Raw genomic sequence first — 21679 nt, forward strand, 5'->3', positions numbered from 1 at the left:
GGCCTCGATTTGTTGTTCTGATGGTGTCATGAACTCGCCGGTTTTGCCGGGAATACCATGGGCGTGCCGCGGGTTGCGGTGGGTGACAGGCGAGCGGTTGCCCGGCTGGTTTGCTATTCACCCCGGATTGATGCAAACTATCGCCGCCGAAACCGCTCGGCACCCCAAGACGAGAAGTGGAAAAACATGGCAACGGATTACGACGCCCCCCGGAAGACCGAAGACGATTCTGAATCGATCGAGGCCCTCAAGGAGCGCGTGCCAGACAAGATGTCGGGTGCCGTTGATGTTGACGACGCCGACAACCCGGCAGGCTTCGAACTGCCCGGCGCAGACCTCTCTGACCTCGACCTCGATGTGGTGGTTCTTCCGCCGCAGGCAGACGAGTTCACCTGTGTGAACTGCTTTCTGGTGAAGCACCGCTCGCAGATCGACCACGAGTCAAAGCTCGGCCCGATCTGCGCGGAGTGTGCAGCCTAGGCCCGCTAGCCGTCTGAATTCATCTCACCTCGTCGCCGCGATCCTTCGATCGCGGCGACGAGGTCGTCTGGGCGCCGTGTCGACAACAGCCAATACGGTGTGGGGTCTGTCCGATCCTCGATCGTCACCCTGACCACGGGTTTCACCCAGCCGCGCACGAGAAGCCAGGCGCGAGCATCCAGGCGTGGACCGCGTTCGGCGAAGGCGTCATCGCCGCGATAGGGGGTGACCTCGCCCACGAGATCGAGGGGAATCCGCGCACGACCCGCGTTCAGCGCCCCGTCTGCGACCGAGATCACGGGCGATGACAGCAGCAGCATCGCCACGATGCCCCCATAGAGGACCGCAGCGGTGATGATGCCAGCGAGGAACGATATCGGTGCGAGCACAAGCAGGCTCGCCGGGATGACCAGTGCCGTCGCGACGTAGGTCCACGCGGCCGGCCATAATCTCTCGCGGTAGACGATGATGACTCACTTCACTCAGATTTCTGCACTACCCTCGACACGTGACCGAAAGCGTTGACGTACTCATTATCGCCGCTGATCCGCCGGCATACTCGCACCCGGGCGATGCGGGGGCCGACCTGACCTCGACCGAGTCGCTCACGCTCGAGCCGGGCGAGCGAGCCACCGTCGGAACCGGTGTGTCCATCGCACTGCCGGACGGCTTCGCCGCGTTCGTCGTGCCACGCAGCGGCCTGGCCGCCAAGCACGGCATCACCATCGTGAACTCGCCCGGAACCGTTGATGCAGGTTATCGCGGTGAGATCAGGGTCACGCTGCTGAACACCGACCGCTCCGAGCCGTATTCGATCGAGCCGGGAGACAGGATCGCCCAGCTCATCGTCACACCGGTGTCTCGGGCACGCTTCGTTCCCGTCGAGGTCCTGCCCGGCAGCCACCGTGGCGACGGCGGTTTCGGCTCGACCGGTTATCGCACTCAGACAGGAGACCAGTCATGAGCAGAAAAGACGACCTCGAAGAGCTGAACGCTCTTCCCACCGAGATCGAAGAGGTCGAGGGCGCGGAGCATACGAAATCGGCGCCGGACGACAGGGCGAGCCTCGGCCCGCTCGACGAGGAAGAAGCGAATGCGGTTCGACCGTACATCGACCTCGGCGGCGTGAAGATCCTGCCCAGAGACGGTCTCAACCTGCGGCTCGAAGTCGAGGAGTCGACCAAACGCATCGTCGCCGTCGGTCTCGACTATGCGGGCTCGACCCTTCAGGTGCAGCCGTTCGCCGCACCTCGAAGCACCGGGCTGTGGCACGAGACGCGGGCGCAGATCGGGGAGCAGATCGCCAAGCAGGGCGGCACGGTGACCGACCGCGACGGCACGTTCGGGCCCGAGCTGATCGCACAGGTCCCGGTCGCGGGCTCAGACGGCACACGCATCGCGCGATTCATCGGCGTTGACGGGCCGCGCTGGTTCCTGCGGGGAGTGATAGCGGGTGAGGCAGCGACGAACGACGAGGCAGCGGCTCTGGTCGACGACCTGTTCCGCAGCATCGTCGTTGTGCGCGGCACGGCACCCATGCCGCCCCGTGACCTCATTCCGTTGAAGATGCCCGCGACGCCGGCCACCACCTAGAGCACGCATCGTGTCGACCGAACCGCCCACACCGCCGGCCGACCCCGGTGACGCGCCCAGCGAATCATCCGTCAGTGCGACGCCGTCAGAAGACGGCACGGCCCATGTCGCCGCATCCGTCGCAGACAACCTCGCCGCGGCCGCACGCAGATCCGGGCTCGACCAGCTCGCAGAAGAACAGGCGCCGAACGGCCGTGTCCTGCTTCGGGCGATGGGGGGCGTCAGAGGAATATTCGAGGTGATCCTGCCAGGCATCGCCTTTCTCGTGATGTTCACGGCGACGAACGACCTCGTGGTGTCTGTCGCCGTGCCCGTCTGCGTCAGCCTGGTCGCCATTCTCGTGCGATTTCTGCAGAAGTCGCAGGTGACGCCGGCGCTCGGCGGGCTCGTCGGGCTCGTGATCTCGGCAGCACTCGCCCTGCGCTCCGGTGAGGGGCGCAGCTATTACGAACTCGGGTTCTGGACGAACGGCGCATACGGAGCCGGCCTTCTGATCAGCGTGCTCATCGGCTGGCCGCTGATCGGTCTTGTAGCCGGCGCGTTGATGGGCGAGGGGATCGCCTGGAAGAAGCAGCGGCGCAAGAGGATCGCCTTCCAATGGATCACCCTGGTCTGGGTGGGGTTCTTCGCGCTCCGGCTCGTTGTGCAGGTGCCGCTGTACATCGTCAACGACATCGTCGCCCTCGGCATCACCCGGCTCGTTATGGGTCCGCCGCTCTATGGAGTGCTCCTGGTGCTGACCTGGCTCTATGTGCGTGCGATGTACCGGAGAAGCGGCAAGGCCGTCGTCGCCGATTGACCTCGGCCCCGGGCCGAGCTGGTAGAGTTATCTCGACGTCAAGATAAATGAGGTCGTCGGTGAAATGCACGTCGGGTTAGGCAATCCTTGCTAGCCCTCGTCTTGCCCGAGAACCCAAGATTGACTAAGGCAGACGTGTGACGCGTCTGCGTCAGCAAAGGAGAACACGACGTGTCTACCGTTAACAGCTTCGGGGCCAAGAGCACCCTGAACGTCGGGGGAACCGACTACGAGATCTATCGCATCGACTCGGTGGACGGACACGAGAAGCTGCCGTTCAGCCTGAAGATCCTGCTGGAGAACCTGCTCCGCACCGAAGACGGTGTGAACATCACGGATTCTCAGATCCGGGCCATCGGAGACTGGAACCAGGCATCAGACCCGGACACCGAGATCCAGTACACACCGGCTCGCGTCGTTATGCAGGACTTCACCGGCGTGCCGTGCATCGTCGATCTGGCCACGATGCGCGAGGCCGTCGCCGAACTCGGTGGCGACCCCACCAAGATCAACCCTCTCGCCCCCGCCGAGCTGGTGATCGACCACTCGGTCATCGCCGACCTGTTCGGCTCGGAGAACGCCCTCGAACGCAACGTCGAGATCGAGTACGAGCGCAACGGCGAGCGATACCAGTTCCTGCGCTGGGGCCAGACCGCTTTCGACGACTTCAAGGTCGTTCCGCCCGGAACCGGCATCGTGCATCAGGTCAACATCGAGTATCTCGCGCGGGTGACCTACACCAGAGAGGTCGAGGGAGTGCTGCGCGCATACCCGGACACCTGCGTCGGCACAGACTCGCACACCACGATGGTGAACGGTCTCGGTGTGCTCGGATGGGGCGTCGGCGGCATCGAGGCGGAGGCCGCCATGCTCGGCCAGCCCGTGTCGATGCTCATTCCCAAGGTCGTCGGCTTCAAACTCTCCGGTTCGATTCCCGCGGGCGTCACGGCGACCGACGTGGTCCTGACGATCACCGAGATGCTGCGTCAGCACGGCGTCGTCGGCAAGTTCGTCGAGTTCTACGGTGAGGGCGTTGCCGAGGTGCCCCTCGCCAACCGCGCGACGATCGGCAACATGAGCCCCGAGTTCGGGTCGACAGCCGCCATGTTCCCGATCGACGACGTCACCCTCGACTACCTGCGCCTGACCGGCCGGAGCGAAGAACAGGTGAGACTCGTCGAGGAATACTCGAAGACTCAGAAGCTCTGGCACGATCCCGCTGTCGAGCCGTCGTTCAGCGAGTACCTCGAGCTCGACCTCGCCACGGTCGTTCCCTCGATCGCCGGCCCGAAACGGCCTCAGGATCGCATCGTGCTCTCGAGAGCGAAGGCACAGTTCGAGAGCGATCTGTCGAACTACGCCGAGGGTGAGCACACGCGTGTCGACGATGCCGTTGAAGGGACCTTTCCCGCATCCGATCCCATCGGGCTGACCTCTCAGGACGAGGGGTTCTCGAGAGAAGCGTCTGCCGACCACACCAGCTTTCACCACCAGTTCGCACACGATCACACGAGCCAGGCGCCGACGTCTGCGTCGAACCCGGCGAAGGTCGTCTCAGACACCGGCGAGTTCACCATCGATCACGGCGCCGTCACCATCGCGGCGATCACCTCGTGCACGAACACCTCGAACCCGTCTGTGATGCTCGCGGCAGGACTGCTCGCGCGCAACGCGGCTCAGAAGGGCCTGAAGGCGAAGCCGTGGGTGAAGACCACACTCGCCCCCGGGTCGAAGGTCGTCACCGACTACTACGCGAAGGCCGGCCTGACCGACGACCTCGAGGCGCTCGGTTTCTACACGGTGGGATACGGGTGCACCACCTGCATCGGCAACTCCGGCCCGCTGGCCGAAGAGATCTCGCAGGCCATTCAAGACAACGACCTGGCCGTCACCGCCGTGCTCTCCGGCAACCGAAACTTCGAGGGTCGCATCAATCCAGACGTCAAGATGAACTACCTGGCGAGCCCGCCGCTCGTGATCGCGTATGCGTTGGCCGGCTCGATGAACTTCGACTTCGAGACGGATGCCCTCGGCAAGGACGCAGACGGAAACGACGTGTTCCTGAAAGACATCTGGCCTGACACCGCAGAGGTGCAGAAGACCATCGACGAGTCGATCGACACCGACATGTTCACCCACGAGTACGCCTCGGTCTTCGAGGGTGACGACAGGTGGCGGTCACTGCCGACACCGGCCGGCTCCACGTTCGAATGGTCGGAGGCATCGACATACGTGCGCAAACCTCCGTACTTCGACGGCATGACACTCGAGACGAGTCCTGTGAAAGACATCGCGGGCGCCCGTGTGCTCGCCAAGCTGGGGGACTCGGTCACAACGGACCACATCAGCCCCGCAGGTTCCATCAAAGCGGACAGCCCGGCAGGGCACTACCTCGACCAGCACGGCGTTGACCGCAAGGACTACAACTCCTACGGCTCACGCCGAGGAAACCACGAGGTCATGATCCGCGGAACGTTCGCGAACATCCGTCTGCGCAACCAGCTCCTCGACGGTGTCGAGGGAGGCTACACACGTGACTTCACGAAGCCGGATGCTCCGCAAGCGTTCATCTATGACGCATCGGAGAACTACCAGGCCGCCGGGATCCCTCTTGTGGTGTTCGCCGGCAAGGAGTACGGATCGGGATCGAGCCGTGACTGGGCGGCCAAAGGCACGTCGCTGCTCGGTGTGCGTGCCGTGATCGCCGAGAGCTTCGAGCGCATCCACCGTTCGAACCTGATCGGAATGGGAGTCGTCCCCCTCCAGTTCCCGGCAGGACAGACGGCGGAGAGCCTCGGCCTCGACGGCACAGAGGTCATCACGATTGCCGGGATCGAGGAGCTCAACGCCGGCACGACCCCGAAAACCGTGCACGTGACGGCCGAGCCGAGCGAGCATTCGGCTCCGGGCAGAGAGACCGTCGAGTTCGACGCGGTCGTGCGCATCGACACTCCTGGTGAGGCCGACTACTACCGCAACGGCGGCATCCTGCAGTACGTGCTTCGGAGCCTGGTCGCTTAAGACGATCTGACGCCTCCTGAGGCTCGATCACTGAGCGTGCGCGCCACACGTGGAACCCCTCGGGGTTCTCCCACGTGTGGCGCGTACAGTTAACGACGTGGTCGCGGTCGTCTGCCGCACCGGAAAGTGTTGTGCATGAGCCTTCTTGAGTCGATAAGCGGTCCGCGCGATCTTGACGCTCTCTCGAGCGACGAGCTTGTTCAGCTGGCGGCAGAAGTCCGTTCGTTCCTGGTCAGCGAAGTCTCTCGCAGCGGCGGGCATCTCGGCCCCAATCTGGGCGTCGTCGAGATGACCATAGCGATTCACCGTGTGTTCGAGTCACCGCACGACGCGATCGTCTTCGACACCGGACACCAGTCCTATGTGCACAAGCTGCTCACGGGACGGCAGGATTTCTCGCGGCTGAGGCAGCGCGGCGGCCTCGCCGGTTACCCGCAGCGGTCGGAATCGCCGCACGACATCGTCGAGAGCTCACACGCGTCGAGCTCCCTCAGCTGGGCAGACGGCATCTCCCGGGCGTTCGCCATGACGGGGCAGCGTGACAGGAGCGTCGTCGCTGTCGTCGGCGACGGCGCCCTGACCGGCGGCATGACGTGGGAGGCGCTCAACAACATCAGCGACGACAACACCAGACGCCTCGTGATCGTCGTCAACGACAACGGGCGTTCGTATGCCCCGACGATCGGGGGCATGGCCAGGTTCCTGAACAGCGTGCGCACGAAGCAGGGGTATCGCAACCTGTACCTGTCGAGCCAGAGGGCGTTCGATCGGCTCGGCCAGCCCGGCCGGGCGCTCTACAGGGGTGTGCGCGGTGGAATGCACGGCTTTCTGAGCCGCTTCAGCAACACCGAGGCGCTGTACTCCAACCTCGACATCAAGTACATCGGCCCGATCGACGGCCACGACCTCGAGGCGATGGAAGAGGCGCTCCGGCAGGCGAAGAACTACGACGCTCCCGTCATCGTGCACGCCATCACGCAGAAAGGCAAAGGCTACGCGCCGGCTGTCGACGACGAGGCCGATCAGTTCCATTCGGTCGGCAAGATCGACCCGATCACGGGCGAGGCGATAGCGACGCCGACGGGAACTCCGTCGTGGACGGCCGTGTTCAGCGATGCCCTCGTCGGCCTGGCCGAGAAGAACGACCGGCTCGTCGGCATCACGGCCGCGATGCTGCGCCCGACGGGACTGCACCGCCTCGCGGAGAAGTACCCTGAGCGTGTGCTCGACGTCGGAATCGCCGAGCAGCACGCGACGACGTCTGCGGCGGGTCTCGCGTATGGCGGGCTCCATCCGGTGGTGGCGATCTATGCGACGTTCGTCAACCGTGCGTTCGACCAGGTGGTGATGGACGTCGCTCTCCACAAGGCCGGTGTCACCTTCGTTCTCGATCGCGCGGGTGTGACCGGGCCCGACGGACCCTCGCATCACGGCGTGTGGGACCTCGCGATCCTGCAGGTCGTGCCCGGCATCCGTATCGCCGCACCGCGCGACGCGACCAGGCTTCAAGAGGTGCTCGCCGAAGCAGTCGTCGTTGACGACGGGCCCACGGTCGTGCGATTTCCGAAGGGATCCGTCGGCGACGACATCCCGGCGCTTCGCCGCACCGAAGACGGCGTGGATGTGCTCTTCGAGGGGGACTCACACGATGTGCTGATCGTGAGCGCGGGCCCGATGGCGACCATCGCGCTGGATGTGGCGGATCGGCTCGCCGCGCAGGGCTACGGCGCAACGGTCGTCGACCCGAGGTGGGTCGTGCCGATCTCGTCGAGCATCATCGAGCTCGCCAGGGACCACCGCATCGTCATCTCGATCGAAGACGGTGTGCGCGTCGGCGGGATCGGCACTCGGCTCAGGCAGGATCTGCGCCAGGCAGGTGTCGACACGGCAGTCGATGAGCTCGGACTGCCTGACACGTTCCTCGATCACGCGACGCGTGAGCAGATTCTCGAGGATGCAGGCCTGACCGGTCGTCAGATCGCCCGCGATGTCGTCGCCCAGATTCTGGGCAGCAAGATCCCCGTCGCACGGTCGGTTCCTGACGACGACGCAGACGGGCACGATCATGGCGACGACGCAGACGAAGCCGTGGAACACGAGACCGCAGAGCAGCTGCGCCGGCGCGTCTAGCCCGCGAGACTCCGCCCTGCCCTCAGTGACCTTTGCGGACGTATGGGGCCGAATTTTCGAGCACATAGGTCCGCAAAGGTCACATAGAGCGGGGTTTCAGCGGCAGCGTCAGAGGCCGCGAATGGGAGGGCTGTGGAACGTGCAGCCGAAGGCCCGCTCGCTCGCACCGACGCGGTCGAGATACGGGGTCACGCCGCCCATCTGGAACGGCCAGCCGGCGCCCAGGATCATACAGAGGTCGATGTCTTCCGGGGCATGCACAACCGAGTCTTCGAGCATCCGGTGGATCTCGTCGGCCAGGCCGTCTTCGACCCGCCGAAGGATCTCGGCCTCAGACGACGGGCTCCGTCCACCAGACACGATCTTGAGAGCGCCCTTGTCGAAGCCCTTGACCTTTCCCTTCGAATCCTTCTCGAGCAGCGTGCCGTACTCCGCCAGCTTGTGCAGGTTCTCGCTGCGATAGAACCGCTCGGGGAATGCAGCGGCGTGTGTGTCGAGAACGTGGGCTCCGACGGTGAGTCCGACCAGATCGAGAAGCTCAGACGGAGCCATCGGCAGGCCGAGCGGGGCGAGCGCCCTGTCGACGGTCTCGAAACTCGTTCCGGCGTCGACGGCGCGCATGGCCTCGCCCAGAAGTTTGGCCAGCACCCGATTCACGACGAAGCCCGGGGTGTCTCTGGTGATGACCGCGTTCTTCTTGAGCGAGGCAGCCGTGACCATCGCCGTCGAGAGCGCTTCGTCGCTTGTGGCCGGCGCGGTGACGACCTCGATCAGCGGCATCACCGCCACCGGGTTGAAGAAGTGGAATCCCACGAGGCGCTCGGGGTTCTTCAGCTTTGAACCGATCTTCTCCACAGACAACGACGAGGTGTTCGTTGCGAGGATCGCTGACTCCGAGATGTGCTGTTCCACCTCGGCGAAGACGTTCTGCTTCACCTCGAGCTCTTCGAAAACGGCTTCGATGACCCAGTCGCAGTCGGCGAAATCCTCTGTGCTCGTTGTGCCGGAGACGAGCGCCGTCAGGCGGTTCGCCTCATCCGGCGAAACGCGCCCCTTGGCGAGGAGCTCGTCGATCTCACCCCTGACGGTGCTGACTCCCTTGTCGACTCGTGCCTGGTCGAGGTCTGTGATCACAACGGGCACCTGCAGCCGGCGGACGAAGAGCAGGGCGAACTGCGTGGCCATGAGCCCGGCGCCGATCACACCGACTTTGGTGACCGGCCTCGCGAGATCCTTGTCCGGTGCGCCGGCCGGACGCTTCGCGCGCTTCTGCACGAGGTTGAACGCATAGACGCTTGCGCGGAACTGGTCGCCCGCGATGAGGTCGGACAGAGCGTCGTCCTCGCGTTCGAAGCCCTCTTCTCTGGTGCCGCTCTTCGCCGCCTTGAGCAGGTCGAGCGCGACGTAGGGGGAGCGTGGGACCGTGCCGATGCGCGACTCGAGCTGCTTGCGCGCAATACCGACGGCTGCATCCCACTTGACGAGCCGCTCGACCTTGCCCGGCCGGTTCTTGCGATCGACGGCTATGGTTCCATCGAGAACGCCGCCCGCCCACAACAGCGACTGTTCCAGGAACGTCGCGGCGGGGAACATAACGTCTGCGATGCCGAGCTCGTATGCCTGCGGCGCCTTCAGCATCCTGTTCATCTTGAGAGGGTTCTCGACGATCACCTTGAGGGCGTTCTCGATTCCGATCAGGTTGGGGAGCAGGTAAGCGCCGCCCCAGCCAGGGATCAGGCCGAGGAACACCTCTGGCAGTGCGAGGGCAGGCGCAGAGTCGTTGAGCGTGCGGTAGTCCGCGTTCAGCGCGATCTCGAGCCCGCCGCCGAGGGCGAGCCCGTTGATGAACACGAACGACGGCACACCGAGCGAGCCGAGTTTGCCGAGCACATGATGGCCGAGCTCGGCAAGGAGCCGCGCGGACTCGCGGGAGTCGAGGTCGTTGACCTTGCTGAGGTCGGCGCCTGCCGCGAGGATGAACGGCTTGCCGGTGAGCGCGACTCCGTCGACCTCACCGGCGGACGCGCGCTCTCGTTGAGCGTCGAGCACACGCCCGAGTTCGATCATGGTGACCGGACCGAGCGTGTTCGGCCTCGTGTGGTCCTTGCCGTTGTCGAGTGTGATCAGAACGAGCCGTCTGCCGTTCGGCAGGGTGACGTCACGGGGCAGCGCGTGTGTGACGACCTCGTCGGCGGAGAGCTCGACCAGGCGGCTGAAGTCGCGTGAGGAGTAGTCGGTCATGTCACTTCTTTCCGTTCCAGTTCGGGTTCTCCCAGATGACGCTTCCGCCCTGCCCGAGGCCCACGCACATGGCTGTCAGGCCGTAGCGCACGTCGGGCTGCTCGGCGAACTGGGCCGCGAGCTGGATCATCAGGCGAACGCCGGACGCCGCAAGCGGGTGCCCGACGGCGATGGCGCCGCCCCACTGGTTCACCCGAGGGTCGTCGTCGTCGATGCCGAAGTGGTCGAGCAGCGACAGCACCTGCACGGCGAAGGCCTCGTTGAGTTCGAACAGACCGATGTCGTCGATGGTCAGGCCGGCTTTGCGCAGCGCCTTCTCGGTCGAGGGAACGGGGCCGATGCCCATGATCTCGGGCTCAACGCCGGCGAATGCGAAGCTCACCATACGCATCTTCGGTGCAAGTCCGAGTTCTTTCACGATGCCGCCGCTCGCGAGCAGGCTCACGGTGGCCCCGTCGGTGAGCGGCGACGACGTTCCGGCGGTGACCCGGCCGTGAGGGCGGAACGGGGTCTTGAGCTGCGCGAGTCCCTCGAGAGTGGTCTCTGGCCGCATCCCTTCGTCGCGCGTGGCGAGTCCCCATCCTTCTTCGCTCTGCACGGCGATGGGGATGAGATCCGGCTGGATCTTGCCCGCGTCGTAGGCCGCGGCGACCTTCTGCTGGCTGCGCATGCCGAACCGGTCTGCACGCTCTTTGGTGAGGTGCGGAAAACGGTCGTGGATGCGTTCTGCGGTCTTTCCCATGTTCAGCGCGTCTGCGCTCACCAGCTTCTCAGAGACGAACCGCGGGTTGGGGTCGGCGTCAGCACCGAGCGGGTGGTGCCCCATGTGCTCGACGCCCCCGGCGATGGCGAGGTCATAGGCGCCGAATCCGATTCCGCTGCCCATCTGCGTGACAGCCGTCATAGCGCCGGCGCACATCCTGTCGATCGCATAGCCGGGAACGGAGCGAGGGAGCCCGGCGAGGAGCGCAGTTGTGCGGCCGAGCGTCAGGCCCTGGTCTCCCTGCTGGGTCGTCGCCGCGATCCCGACATCGTCGATGCGGTCCTTTGGCACCGCTGCGTTGCGCTCGAGGAGCCCGATCATCGCCTTGACGACGAGATCATCCGCTCTGGTGTTCCAGTACATGCCCTTCTCGCCCGCACGACCGAACGGGGTACGGACACCGTCCACAAAAAAGACGTCGGTTCTCTCGGCCACCCTGCCTCCAATTCTCGGAATGTCTCGATCGTAGGAGAGCGCGGAACTCGCGTGGAATCCTTTGCTTGATCCTACGAAGGGTCGTGATCGCCCTCGGGCGAGGTTTGTCCGGCTTCGATAAACGCGCGAGCGAGGGGGTCAGCCGTCGCCTCGATCTGCCAGGGTCTGGCGCCGTGCGCAGCCAATGCGCCGGCGATCGTCTCGGGGGAGACCTCGTCAGGCGGCGACCACGCGAGCCGTCTGAGTGTGTCTGGTGTGAGCACGTTCTCGGCGGGCATCGAGAGTTCCTCGGCGATGCCGGTGATCATCGTGCGCGCCGCCTTCAGACGTGCGTCGGCCTCTGGATTCCGGTCCGCCCAGCTGCGCGGAGGAGGGAGCACGTCACTCGTCTGCCTGGCGATCGGAAGATCGTCTGTCGCCCGGCCGCGTTCGATGGCGCTCCACCAGGTGGCGAGGTCTGTACGGCTGGCTCGCCCAGAGAACGCGCGCAATGCGGAGAGCTCTCCTCGTGTCTTCGGCTCTGCTTTCACCGCCGCGATCAGGGATGCGTCGGGAACGAGGCGACCTGGAGCCGTGTCGCGATCCTGCGCGAGCTGGTCTCGGGCCAACCAGAGCTCGCGAGCCACCGCGAGGTTTCTCGCCCCGCGGACCGCGTGGATGCCGGAGAGCCGACGCCACGGGTCTTGCCGGGGAAGCTTCGGCTCTCTCGTTCTGACCGCGTCGAACTCCTGCTCGGCGATCTCGGTCTTGTTCTGCTCTGCGAGCTGCTCGACGAGGCGGTCGCGCACGTCGATGAGAAGCTCGACGTCGAGCGCTGCATATTCGAGCCAGGTCTCGGGAAGCGGCCGCGTCGACCAATCGGCGGCCGAGTGTTCCTTGGCGAGGTGTACCCCGAGCAGTTCTTCGACGACGGCGCCGAGTCCGACCCGCTCGAAGCCCAGCAGCCTGGCAGCCAGTTCCGTGTCGAAGATGCGTTGAGGGTCGAGTCCGACCTCGCGCAGGCAGGCGAGGTCCTGGCTCGCCGCGTGAAGAACCCACTCCTCCGACGCGATGAGGTCGTTCAGCTCATCGAAGCGACCGATGGCGGGGGGATCGAAGAGAAAGACACCCGCTTCGCGCCGGTAGACCTGGATCAGGTAGGCGCGCTGCGAGTACCGGTAGCCGGATGCCCGCTCTGCGTCGATGGCGAGCGGTCCTCGGGCAGCCGCGAGCCTCTCGACGGCATCCAGGTACTCAGAGCGTGTGGCGATGACGTGACGATCAGCCACGGGCCGTCCTGCGGCGAGGCAACGGAGTTACTCCTTCGGTAGCGGGCGGCAATCCTGCGAGCATACACAGCAACTCTCCCCAACCCTCGACGTGTGCGGAGACGTCGGAATCGAGGGGAGTCCATGACGCGCGCAGCTCGATCTGGGCTCCGTCGCCCTGGGCCGCGAGTTCTCCGAAGCCGGTGGAGATGATCTTGGTCGCCGTTCCGCTCGCCGCCGTGTAGCTCGCGCCGCGGGCGTCGAGAGCATCGACGAGCCAGGACCATGCGACGTCGGCGAGGAACGGATCGAGGCCGATCTCCGTTTCGAGAGGAGCCTGGGCGAAACACACGATCCGGAACGAGCCGCCCCAGGCCTCCGGTTCAGACGGGTCGTGGAGCAGGATGAACCGGCCGGTTCCGAGCTCGGAGTCCGCGCCGTGTCTCGACGGCGTCACGTCGGCCGACAGCGCAACCGCATGCGGAGCGAGTTGCCCGGGCGCCGCGATCTCAGACACCTCGAGCTCAGATCTCGGGTTCGCTTTTCTCACAGATTCGAGCGCCGCCTGGAACGCAGGCGGGCCTTCGATGCTGCTCGGTGTATCAGCCACGTGTGCAGACTAGAGTTAGACGCCGATGAATGGACACAGGCACGCCGACCAGACCACGACCCCCGGCAAACGACGCTGGGGCAGGTGGGTTGCGCTCGGACTTGTGGTGGCAGGATCAGTGGCGCTCGGGGTGGCGGCGGCAACGGCCGTGGTCGCGCGTATGGTGGTGACGCCGCCCCGAAAAAGACAGCAGGATGTCGACGTGCTCTCGGTCGACCTCGACCGCTCGACGATCACTCTCACGGCGACGCCCGACACTGAGCTTCCCGGCCGATACGGCCTGTGGTGCGGCCCGGACGAGCGCTACGTCCGCCTGGGGGAGGTGCTGTGGAAGGACCGGACGACGGTCACCAGAAAGCTCACCGAGCCCGCCGACCTGCACGGCGCCCGTCTGCGTGGTCGTGCCACCTTCAGCGGATGGTTCTATCAGCATCCCTCTGAGCTGAACCTGCTGTACGAAGACGTCTCCGTCCACACTCCTGTCGGCCCCGCCCCCGCCTGGCTCGTTCCGCCCGAGAACCGCGCGGCGGGCGAGTCGTGGGTCATCATCGTGCACGGCCGGGGCACCACTCGCCAGGAGGGGCTTCGCGCGGTGCCGACCTTCTCTGCGGCCGGTCTCACCTCGCTGTTGATCTCATACCGGAACGACGGGCACGCCCCACCGAGCGCAGACGGGTTGTACGGCCTCGGAGACACGGAGTGGGCAGATGTGGACGCCGCCATCGATTTCGCGGTCTCTCGCGGTGCTCGATCCGTTTATCTGATGGGGTGGTCCATGGGCGGCGCCGTGGTGATGCAGACGGCGCTCCGCGGGCAGAGCAAGATCAAAATCGACGGTGTGATCCTCGAGTCTCCCGTGCTCGACTGGGCGCGTGTTCTCGAGTACCAGGCCGACATCGAGGGGATCCCGCGCCCGATCCGCATGGCCGCGCTCTCTGCCCTCAGCAACCGCTGGGGTCGGGCGCTGACCGGTCTCGCCGAACCGGTCAACCTCATCGGGCTCGACATCGTCAGCCGCGCAGACGAGCTCACGGTGCCCGTGCTGGTGCTGCACAGCGACGACGACGGGTTCGTGCCATCGTCTGGGTCACACGACCTTGCCGCCGCCCGTCCGGACCTCGTGACGTTCGTGCGGTTCACCGTCGCCCGCCACACCAAGCTCTGGAACTATGCCGAAGCGCGATGGAGCGCCTCTCTCAGCGGCTGGCTGCGCACGATCGGCGCATCCGAGGGATGACGCGCCGCCCGGTCAGGGGTTCGGTGCGGCTGACCGCTCAATCGCCTGACGTTTGGCGCGCTGCAGCATGCCCGACATCCCGTTCAGCCTCAGCGGAGAGACGGCTCGCGTGAGGCCGAGCATCTGGGGAAAGTCATTCGGAACGTTGATGAGCTCTTCGACGGTCAGGCCGTCGACGCCCTGAGCGAGGATGCTCGCGAACCCTCTTGTGGTGGGCGCTTCTTCTGGTGCCGTGGCGTGCATGTGCACACGCCCGGCATCGTCGATCTCGATGAAGAGATAAACCGGTGCCTGGCATTCTGCGACCCTTTCGAGCAGGTCAGGATGCTCGCTGTAGCGCGGGGGCAGGTCGGCAAGCTCCCGTGAGAACTCGAGCAGGAGCTGCAATCGCGAGCGCTCGTCCACCGCGAGGAACTCGTCGCGGATCTCGCCGAGCTCGCTCGGCAGGGCTGATGTGGTCATTGATCCCATTATCCCACGCTGAGCCGTGCGACGGCCGGACGGCGCGGGAGCCGGACGAGTCCGGCTCCCGCGGAGCGCGGTGGGGCCGCCGGGATGTCAGGCCGCAGAGCCTGACCCAGAGCCGGGAGCAGAACCGGGTGCTTCGCCCGTGGCGATGGGCACGCGCACCGAGCTGCCCCATTCCGTCCACGACCCGTCGTAGTTGCGCACGGAATCGAAGCCGAGCAGGTGGTGCAGCACGAACCAGGTGTGACTCGACCGCTCACCGATGCGGCAATAGGCGATGATGTCATCGTCGTCAGCGAGGCCGAGGCCGTCTCGGTAGATCGTCGCAAGCTCGTCTGCCGATTTGAACGTGCCGTCCGCGGCGGCGGCCTGCCCCCACGGAACATTGTGAGCGGTGGGGATGTGCCCGGCTCTGAGCGCGCCTTCGTCTGGGTAGGCGGGTGCGGTCGTGCGCTCTCCGGTGTACTCCTCCGCGGAGCGCACGTCGACAAGCGGTTTTCCGATGTGCGCGAGAACGTCGTCCCTGAACGCGCGGAGCGAGACGTCGTCACGGGTGACCACCGGGTACTCCGTCCGTTCCCGCTCCGGCAGGTCGGTGGTGAGCGGGCGTCCCTCGGCGATCCACTTGTCACGCCCGCCGTCGAGCAGGCGGACATCGTCGTGGCCGAAGAGGCTGAACACCCACAGGGCATATGCAGCCCACCAGTTGCTTTTGTCTCCGTAGATCACCACTGTGTCGTCACGTGAGATTCCACGAGCGCTCAACAGGTCGGCGAACGCCTCGCTCTGCACGAAGTCCCGTGTGACAGGGTCGTTCAGGTCGGTGTGCCAGTCGATCTTGACCGCCCCGGGGATGTGACCGACCTCGTAGAGCAGAACGTCTTCATCCGATTCGACGACAACGACCCCGGGGGTGTCGAGGTGCTCGGCGAGCCACTGCGTCGACACCAGTCGTTCCGGATGCGCGTACCTCGCGAACTTCGGACTCGAGTCGAGTTCTGCGGTCATTCGATACCTCCGGATCTCGGAACCTGGCCCGTCAGGGGTCAGGCACGTTGGTTTAGGCTGGAAAAACACCCATGCGCTGAATCTACGCGCTCAGGCGATCGGCAGCAGGCCGAGGCGTAACAGCGACGCACGTAAGGAACCCATGTCTCAGTCCGGCGAACGCGGCCGTATCAACATCGCCCTGCGCACTCCCCAGATTACCGCCGGTGAGATCGCAGACAGCCTCGTTCCGCCCCGCCAGTTCGAAAAGGCTCGGTTCGACACCTACCGTCCAGACCCGGACTTCCCCTCGCAGGCCGAGGCCGTCGACGTTCTGCGAACGTTCTCCCTGTCGTGGTCGACCGAGCGATCGGGCGGGTTCTTCGCGCGCCGCAAGAAGACTCCGGATGCGAAGCCCGGGGTGTATCTGGACGGCGGATTCGGTGTCGGCAAGACCCACCTGCTCGCAGCCCTCTGGCATGCCGCCCCTGGCCCGCGCAAGTATTTCGGCACCTTCATCGAATACACGGCCCTGGTCGGCGCGCTCGGCTACGCGGCGACGGTTGAGCTGCTGACGGGCTCTACGTTGCTGTGCATCGACGAGTTCGAGCTCGACGATCCGGGCGACACGATGATGATGACCCGACTGCTCACTGATCTGGTGGCATCCGGAACCCGTGTCGCCGCGACCTCGAACACACCCCCGAACGCACTGGGAGAGGGGCGATTCGCGGCGGCCGACTTTCTGCGCGAGATCCATGCGATGTCGGCCCACTTCACCACGATCCGCATCGATGGGCTCGACTACAGGCGGCGCGCGGTCGACGCCAGCGCCGTCGCACTCGACGACGACGCCTTTGCGCAACGACTGGATGCTGCATCGGAGGCCGGGTCCACGGTCTCTGACGACGCCTTCGACGCACTCATCGCCCACCTCGCGACCGTGCACCCCTCGCGGTATATCAAGATGATCGACGGGATCGACCTGATCGGGCTGCGTGACGTGCACGGCCTCGAGTCGCAGAGCGAAGCGTTGAGGCTTGTCGCATTCATCGATCGCGTCTATGACGCGCAGATCCCGATCGTCGCGACGGGCATGCCCCTCGACCAGGTGTTCGCCGGCGACATGATGGCGGGCGGATATCGCAAGAAGTACCTGAGGTCGATGTCACGGATGATCGCACTCACCGCAGGAGAATGACCGCAGGCCGGGCAGGCCGGGCAGGCAGCGGGCCGAACAGACTGCGGCCCGAAACACCCTTTTTACACAGGACCCCCCTGTGTAACAGGTTCGAAACACCGTGTGCACCGCCCGCGAAACCTCAGGCGAGCATTCTGGGAATCGAGCGAAAGACGCCGGACGCCACGTTCGTCAGGTGCCGGACGCTCGACCCGATGCAACCTGAGAGGTATAGGACACGATATGGATACCGGCAACCTCGCCTGGGGAATCACAGCCACCGCACTTGTGCTGTTGATGACCCCCGGCGTCGCATTCTTCTATGGCGGCCTCGTCAAGGCCAAGAGCGTCGTCAGCATGATGATGATGAGCTTCGGGGCACTCGCACTGATCGGTGTGCTCTGGATCCTCTACGGCTTCAACATGAGCGCTGTCGGCGGGCCTCTCGACTTCGCCGGAAACCCGTTCAGCGATTTCGGGCTCTCGTCACTCGCTTCGGGTGAGACGGCGAACGGCGACCTCGTCGGCGCCGCGTTCGGCGCGACCTTCGCCATCATCACGGTGGCGCTGATCTCTGGGGCCATCGCCGACCGCGCGAAGTTCGGCTCGTGGATGATCTTCGCGGGCGTCTGGGCGACGCTCGTCTACTTTCCCGTCGCGGCCTGGGTCTGGGGCGGCGGCTGGATCATGAATCTCGGCACCGCGATGTTCGGCGAAGAAGCCGGCATCGCCGTGATCGACTACGCAGGTGGCACAGCTGTTCACATCAACGCGGGTGCTGCCGCCCTCGCCCTCGCTCTCGTCCTCGGCAAGCGCGTGGGGTTCCAGAAGGGCATCCAGAAGCCCCACAACGTGCCGCTGACCCTGCTCGGCGCATCCATCCTGTGGTTCGGATGGTTTGGCTTCAACGCCGGAGCAGAATGGCTGAACGACATGGAGGGCGTCGGCCTGATCGTGCTCAACACGCTCGGCGCGACGGCCGCCGCCGTCATCGGCTGGCTCGTCATCGAGAAGATCAAAGACGGCAAGGCCACCTCCGTCGGTGCGGCATCGGGCGCGGTCTCCGGGCTCGTCGCGATCACACCCGCGTGTGCGAACCTGACGCCGGGCTGGGCGCTGCTGCTCGGCGTGGTGACCGGCGCCGTGTGTGCCCTGGCCGTTGAACTCAAGTTCAAACTCGGATTCGACGACTCGCTCGACGTGGTCGGCATCCACCTGGTCGGCGGGCTGATCGGAACGCTCTACCTCGGCTTCTTCGCGACGGGCACCGGGTTGTTCCTCGGCGGCGGAATCGAGCAGCTGGTTGTGCAGGTCATCGCCGCACTCGCCGTTCTCGTCTACTCGTTTGTTGTGGCGTTCATCATCGGGTTCGCCCTGCAGAAGACCATCGGCTTCAGGATCAAGAATGAAGACGAGCTCGCGGGCGTCGACACCACTGTCCACGGTGAAGAGGGCTACGCACTGGAGACCCAGCGCTGATCGCCGTTCAACCCTGACGACGCTTCGAGGTTGACGAATCGGGATGCCGCCGGCTGGCGGCATCCCGATTCACGTTGTGCGGGACACGATACTGTCGTGGTGTGGCTTCGTTCGCTCGCGCACTGCGCTCGCTTGTTGAGTCGATCAGCCGCGGGCGGCGGTCATCCAGCACGGCGAGAGGCGCCACGGGGCTGGGGGAGGGCTCGTCGCGTCTTGCATCGCACCGCGCCTCCGGCGACGCCGGTTCCGGTCGCTCCGGGCCTGAGGCGACCGTGGAGATCGATGCCGAGCGTCTCTCGGCCGTACGGATGACGTACGTCCCGGAGAACGACGGCAACCCGGACCCCGGCGAGATCGTCTGGACCTGGGTGCCATATGAAGAGCGTGATGGACGCGGCAAGGACCGCCCGGTGCTCATCGTCGCCGCCGAGAGGAACGGCCCGGCACTGCTCGCCGTTCAGCTCACGTCACAGGGACATGAGGGTGACCTCTCGGTCGGCTCGGGGTCGTGGGACAGCGAGCGGCGGGAAAGCTGGGTGAAGACGGACAGGGTGTTCCGTGTGTATCCGTCTGGGATGCGCCGTGAAGCGGCTTCGCTCCCACGCGACAGGTTCGAGCGTGTCACAGAGGTGCTCGCCGCACGTTACGGCTGGCGTTCGGTGTGAGCGCGGCATTGAGGCATTCCTGAGGGCGTTCTACCGTGAGGAGCATCAGTTATGCACAGCGACCGGAAGAAGATGCACATGCCAGCTTCAGAAGAAATGCCGAGCACGCTGCAGCGTTCGCCCAAGCACGCGCAAGAGATCTGGTCTGAGGCACACGATTCAGCCGTTGAGTCGTATGGTGAGGGCCAGCGCGCTCATCGTACGGCCTATGCCGCCCTCAAGCACACGTTCGAGAAGGTCGGCGACCATTGGGAGCCCAAAAAGGAATCGGGGCCCTCCGACAAGAACGCAGCCTCTGGACGAGGGGGCAAGACCGCAGGTGGAGTGAACGCGAATGCGTCGAAGTCACACCTGCAAGACGTGGCGCGGAAACTCGACATCAGTGGTCGTTCGAAGATGTCGAAAGACGAACTCGTCGATGCCGTACAGAAGGCGAACGACAAGAAGACGCGCAAGGCGCGCGAGAAGTAGGGTCGAAACCCACCATCTCGATGGGATCTCGATCAGAGGAGGAAAAGGGTGGGCGATACCGGACTCGAACCGATGACCTCTTCCGTGTGAAGGAAGCGCGCTACCAACTGCGCCAATCGCCCTCAGCTGACCGATCTGTGAAGAATCGAGCATCCGCTGCGATTTTCGATACTAGCCGAGTGTCGGCGAAAACAACGAACCGAAACGGCCTCTGCATCGATGGTCGAGGTGAATTCTGCGATCTTGAATATCCGGCGTGTCTCAGTTTGTGAATCGAGCGCGCAATCGGTTAGAGTCTCTAAGCACCCGGAAACGGGAGCAAATGCGGATGTGGCGCAGTGGTAGCGCATCACCTTGCCAAGGTGAGGGTCGCGAGTTCGAATCTCGTCATCCGCTCGAGTGCTGAGGATCAGTCTCCAGGCTGGTTACGGCATGTGGGCAACCACACGCGGTGGCGTGGCCGAGAGGCGAGGCAGCGGCCTGCAAAGCCGTCCACACGGGTTCGAATCCCGTCGCCACCTCCACTCTCACTCATGCAACACCCCTGTAACACCCCGGGCGATTGGCGCAGCGGTAGCGCGCTTCCCTGACACGGAAGAGGTCACTGGTTCGATCCCAGTATCGCCCACAGACGGAAACCCCCGGAATGCCGGGGGTTTCTTGTGTTTGAAGAAGCGGACGCCTCTGTCCGGGGCTTCTAGCGGCCCGAAGCGCCTCTCGACGTCTTATAGAGACACGTCTCTGTCAGTCCTCTGAAAGCTCCCGAACACCTCACGATGTCCGCAATGCCTCGGCGACGCCCCCGTTGGTGCACGTCGTTGCAGACGATCCAAGTGCGCTCACGGTCGCAGAAGCAGCCGTAGAGGAGACGAGCCTGAGCCATTCGTCCTCGTATACGAGTAGATTCCGCGCATGGTGTCAGTTATACTCGACACATGATCATGGTCCGGCGTACTCGATCATTCGATCGCTGGCTCGATGGTCTGAAGGATAGGAGCGGACGTGCTCGGATTCTGCTCCGACTCGATCGGCTTGCACGGGGCAACCCGGGTCAGGTGGCTCCGATCGGGAACGGACTGTCCGAGCTGAAGATCAATACTGGGTCCGGCTACAGGGTCTACTACCTGCAGCATGGTGATGAGCTGATCCTGCTGCTCTGCGGCGGGGACAAATCGACCCAGAGCAAGGACATTGCCGCAGCGCAGCAACTCGCCGAGGAATGGCGGGCCGACCAGCAGAGAGGAGAACAGCCATGACGACCGACGCGAAGTACCAGGCGTTCGACGCCGCAGACTACATCGCCGACGTCGACGATGCGGCGTTGCTTCTGGAGACCGCCCTCGAGGACTCTGCAGACGACCCTGGCGCGCTGCCCGCTGCTCTGGGCATCCTCGCGCGCTCGGGCAACATGAGCGAGCTCGCCCGGCGCGTGGGCATGAGCCGTGATGGCCTCTACCGCGCACTCTCAGACGACGGCAACCCGACCTGGTCGACAGTCCTGAAGGTTACCCAGGCACTGAACCTACGCCTCGAGGTGCATCAGGTGGAGCGGTCCGCCTGAATTTCCCATTGCGGACGATTCCCGAGGTCCATCTTGCACACCTGCGACGGCTCGGTGCCTCCTTCTGCAACGGCGGGCAGCACCTCTATAAGCGGCAGATGTCAAACTCCGTACGGATAGTGGTACGGCTCTGGCTTCGAGCGGGAGATACCGGGTGAACCAGCGCCCTGCCCGGCAACACGTCGACGTCCAGCTCGCACCACGAGCAGCTGCATAACCTCACCGCTGTTCTCCTCGTAGACCGACGCCGGTTTCGACACGGTCCGGCGTCGCTTCGCTCCGTCGGGCCTGCTCAACCACCGGTGATAGTCG

Annotated in this window: 20 protein-coding genes and 4 tRNA genes; 16 read left to right on the top strand and 8 right to left on the bottom strand. The window is 64.8% G+C overall.

All coding sequences use genetic code 11. From position 1 onward, the window contains the following. Positions 1 to 186 precede the first annotated feature (186 nt). Complete coding sequence (locus ACYVF5_RS08315) at positions 187 to 480, top strand: DUF4193 domain-containing protein (RefSeq protein WP_460945170.1); 294 nt, start codon at positions 187 to 189, stop codon at positions 478 to 480. A 5-nt stretch (positions 481 to 485) separates the two neighbouring features. On the opposite strand, the gene ACYVF5_RS08320 is transcribed toward ACYVF5_RS08315, so the two are convergent. Further along, the gene (locus ACYVF5_RS08320) at positions 486 to 950 is read right to left on the bottom strand and encodes a DUF3093 domain-containing protein (protein ID WP_460945332.1); all 465 of its coding nucleotides are present in this window, start codon (positions 948 to 950) and stop codon (positions 486 to 488) included. A 38-nt stretch (positions 951 to 988) separates the two neighbouring features. Between ACYVF5_RS08320 and dut the strand changes: the two genes are divergently transcribed. From dut to dxs, 5 genes are all read left to right on the top strand, one after another. Continuing rightward, positions 989 to 1444: a dUTP diphosphatase gene (dut, locus tag ACYVF5_RS08325; protein ID WP_460945172.1), complete on the top strand. Its 456-nt coding sequence runs from the start codon at positions 989 to 991 to the stop codon at positions 1442 to 1444. After that, positions 1441 to 2073 (top strand): DUF3710 domain-containing protein, encoded by a 633-nt coding sequence (locus ACYVF5_RS08330; protein WP_460945174.1) that lies wholly within the window; start codon positions 1441 to 1443, stop codon positions 2071 to 2073. Before dut ends, ACYVF5_RS08330 begins: the two co-directional genes overlap by 4 nt. 10 nt (positions 2074 to 2083) lie before the next feature. Then, positions 2084 to 2872, top strand: a complete 789-nt coding sequence (locus ACYVF5_RS08335) for a DUF3159 domain-containing protein (RefSeq protein ID WP_460945176.1) — start codon at positions 2084 to 2086, stop codon at positions 2870 to 2872. A 171-nt stretch (positions 2873 to 3043) separates the two neighbouring features. Continuing rightward, positions 3044 to 5893 carry an aconitate hydratase gene (locus tag ACYVF5_RS08340; protein WP_460945178.1) on the top strand — a complete coding sequence of 950 codons (2850 nt, stop codon included), beginning with the start codon at positions 3044 to 3046 and terminating at the stop codon, positions 5891 to 5893. Between the two features lie 135 nt (positions 5894 to 6028). Then, the gene (dxs, locus tag ACYVF5_RS08345; protein WP_460945179.1) at positions 6029 to 8023 is read left to right on the top strand and encodes a 1-deoxy-D-xylulose-5-phosphate synthase; all 1995 of its coding nucleotides are present in this window, start codon (positions 6029 to 6031) and stop codon (positions 8021 to 8023) included. Between the two features lie 108 nt (positions 8024 to 8131). Here dxs and ACYVF5_RS08350 read toward each other — a convergent pair whose 3' ends face one another. From ACYVF5_RS08350 to ACYVF5_RS08365, 4 genes are all read right to left on the bottom strand, one after another. Continuing rightward, positions 8132 to 10264 carry a 3-hydroxyacyl-CoA dehydrogenase NAD-binding domain-containing protein gene (locus ACYVF5_RS08350; protein WP_460945181.1) on the bottom strand — a complete coding sequence of 711 codons (2133 nt, stop codon included), beginning with the start codon at positions 10262 to 10264 and terminating at the stop codon, positions 8132 to 8134. A 1-nt stretch (position 10265) separates the two neighbouring features. Beyond that, on the bottom strand, positions 10266 to 11462 hold the full coding sequence (locus ACYVF5_RS08355; protein ID WP_460945183.1) for a thiolase family protein: 1197 nt from the start codon (positions 11460 to 11462) through the stop codon (positions 10266 to 10268). A gap of 71 nt (positions 11463 to 11533) precedes the next feature. Next, complete coding sequence (locus tag ACYVF5_RS08360; RefSeq protein WP_460945185.1) at positions 11534 to 12730, bottom strand: ribonuclease D; 1197 nt, start codon at positions 12728 to 12730, stop codon at positions 11534 to 11536. Then, a complete protein-coding gene (locus ACYVF5_RS08365) occupies positions 12723 to 13319 on the bottom strand; it encodes a DUF3000 domain-containing protein (protein WP_460945187.1) in 597 nt (198 codons plus the stop codon). Before ACYVF5_RS08365 ends, ACYVF5_RS08360 begins: the two co-directional genes overlap by 8 nt. Before the next feature lie 25 nt (positions 13320 to 13344). Here ACYVF5_RS08365 and ACYVF5_RS08370 point away from each other — a divergent pair, with 25 nt between their 5' ends. Then, positions 13345 to 14556, top strand: coding sequence for an alpha/beta hydrolase family protein (locus ACYVF5_RS08370; RefSeq protein ID WP_460945189.1), 1212 nt, complete (start codon positions 13345 to 13347; stop codon positions 14554 to 14556). Positions 14557 to 14568: 12 nt separating this feature from the next. Here the strand turns inward: ACYVF5_RS08370 and ACYVF5_RS08375 are convergent, their stop codons facing one another. Further along, positions 14569 to 15018 (bottom strand): SufE family protein, encoded by a 450-nt coding sequence (locus tag ACYVF5_RS08375; protein ID WP_460945191.1) that lies wholly within the window; start codon positions 15016 to 15018, stop codon positions 14569 to 14571. Positions 15019 to 15114: 96 nt separating this feature from the next. Continuing rightward, a complete protein-coding gene (locus ACYVF5_RS08380) occupies positions 15115 to 16032 on the bottom strand; it encodes a sulfurtransferase (RefSeq protein ID WP_460945193.1) in 918 nt (305 codons plus the stop codon). A 142-nt stretch (positions 16033 to 16174) separates the two neighbouring features. Here ACYVF5_RS08380 and zapE point away from each other — a divergent pair, with 142 nt between their 5' ends. The 4 genes from zapE (at position 16175) to ACYVF5_RS08400 (ending at position 19806) form a co-directional block, all read left to right on the top strand. Continuing rightward, complete coding sequence (gene zapE, locus ACYVF5_RS08385; protein WP_460945195.1) at positions 16175 to 17212, top strand: cell division protein ZapE; 1038 nt, start codon at positions 16175 to 16177, stop codon at positions 17210 to 17212. A 222-nt stretch (positions 17213 to 17434) separates the two neighbouring features. Next, entirely contained in the window at positions 17435 to 18670 is a 1236-nt protein-coding gene (locus ACYVF5_RS08390) for an ammonium transporter (protein ID WP_460945197.1), read from the top strand. Positions 18671 to 18771: 101 nt separating this feature from the next. Beyond that, the gene (locus tag ACYVF5_RS08395) at positions 18772 to 19335 is read left to right on the top strand and encodes a type II toxin-antitoxin system PemK/MazF family toxin (RefSeq protein ID WP_460945199.1); all 564 of its coding nucleotides are present in this window, start codon (positions 18772 to 18774) and stop codon (positions 19333 to 19335) included. A 78-nt stretch (positions 19336 to 19413) separates the two neighbouring features. Then, positions 19414 to 19806, top strand: coding sequence for a ChaB family protein (locus ACYVF5_RS08400; protein WP_460945201.1), 393 nt, complete (start codon positions 19414 to 19416; stop codon positions 19804 to 19806). A 49-nt stretch (positions 19807 to 19855) separates the two neighbouring features. Here ACYVF5_RS08400 and ACYVF5_RS08405 read toward each other — a convergent pair. After that, positions 19856 to 19928, bottom strand: a tRNA-Val gene (locus tag ACYVF5_RS08405). 202 nt (positions 19929 to 20130) lie between these two features. On the opposite strand from ACYVF5_RS08405, the gene ACYVF5_RS08410 reads away from it, so the two are divergent. The 5 genes from ACYVF5_RS08410 to ACYVF5_RS08430 all read left to right on the top strand — a co-directional run bounded on the left by ACYVF5_RS08410 (position 20131) and on the right by ACYVF5_RS08430 (position 21367). After that, positions 20131 to 20202 (top strand) — tRNA-Gly (locus ACYVF5_RS08410). Positions 20203 to 20256: 54 nt separating this feature from the next. After that, a tRNA-Cys gene (locus ACYVF5_RS08415) sits at positions 20257 to 20330 on the top strand. Between the two features lie 32 nt (positions 20331 to 20362). Continuing rightward, positions 20363 to 20434, top strand: a tRNA-Val gene (locus ACYVF5_RS08420). A 307-nt stretch (positions 20435 to 20741) separates the two neighbouring features. Then, a complete protein-coding gene (locus ACYVF5_RS08425; RefSeq protein WP_460945203.1) occupies positions 20742 to 21062 on the top strand; it encodes a type II toxin-antitoxin system RelE/ParE family toxin in 321 nt (106 codons plus the stop codon). After that, complete coding sequence (locus ACYVF5_RS08430) at positions 21059 to 21367, top strand: addiction module antidote protein (protein WP_460945205.1); 309 nt, start codon at positions 21059 to 21061, stop codon at positions 21365 to 21367. Before ACYVF5_RS08425 ends, ACYVF5_RS08430 begins: the two co-directional genes overlap by 4 nt. The last annotated feature ends 312 nt before the right edge of the window (positions 21368 to 21679 follow it).

Source organism: Okibacterium endophyticum (assembly GCF_054780075.1).

Coding starts and splice junctions, on each gene's coding strand:
- ACYVF5_RS08350 (WP_460945181.1), bottom strand. CDS start 10,264: ATGACCGACTACTCCTCACGCGACTTCAGCCGCCTGGTCGAGCTCTCC.
- dxs (WP_460945179.1), top strand. CDS start 6,029: ATGAGCCTTCTTGAGTCGATAAGCGGTCCGCGCGATCTTGACGCTCTC.
- ACYVF5_RS08370 (WP_460945189.1), top strand. CDS start 13,345: ATGAATGGACACAGGCACGCCGACCAGACCACGACCCCCGGCAAACGA.
- zapE (WP_460945195.1), top strand. CDS start 16,175: ATGTCTCAGTCCGGCGAACGCGGCCGTATCAACATCGCCCTGCGCACT.
- ACYVF5_RS08330 (WP_460945174.1), top strand. CDS start 1,441: ATGAGCAGAAAAGACGACCTCGAAGAGCTGAACGCTCTTCCCACCGAG.
- ACYVF5_RS08390 (WP_460945197.1), top strand. CDS start 17,435: ATGGATACCGGCAACCTCGCCTGGGGAATCACAGCCACCGCACTTGTG.
- ACYVF5_RS08375 (WP_460945191.1), bottom strand. CDS start 15,018: ATGACCACATCAGCCCTGCCGAGCGAGCTCGGCGAGATCCGCGACGAG.
- ACYVF5_RS08400 (WP_460945201.1), top strand. CDS start 19,414: ATGCCAGCTTCAGAAGAAATGCCGAGCACGCTGCAGCGTTCGCCCAAG.
- ACYVF5_RS08380 (WP_460945193.1), bottom strand. CDS start 16,032: ATGACCGCAGAACTCGACTCGAGTCCGAAGTTCGCGAGGTACGCGCAT.
- ACYVF5_RS08425 (WP_460945203.1), top strand. CDS start 20,742: ATGATCATGGTCCGGCGTACTCGATCATTCGATCGCTGGCTCGATGGT.
- ACYVF5_RS08315 (WP_460945170.1), top strand. CDS start 187: ATGGCAACGGATTACGACGCCCCCCGGAAGACCGAAGACGATTCTGAA.
- ACYVF5_RS08430 (WP_460945205.1), top strand. CDS start 21,059: ATGACGACCGACGCGAAGTACCAGGCGTTCGACGCCGCAGACTACATC.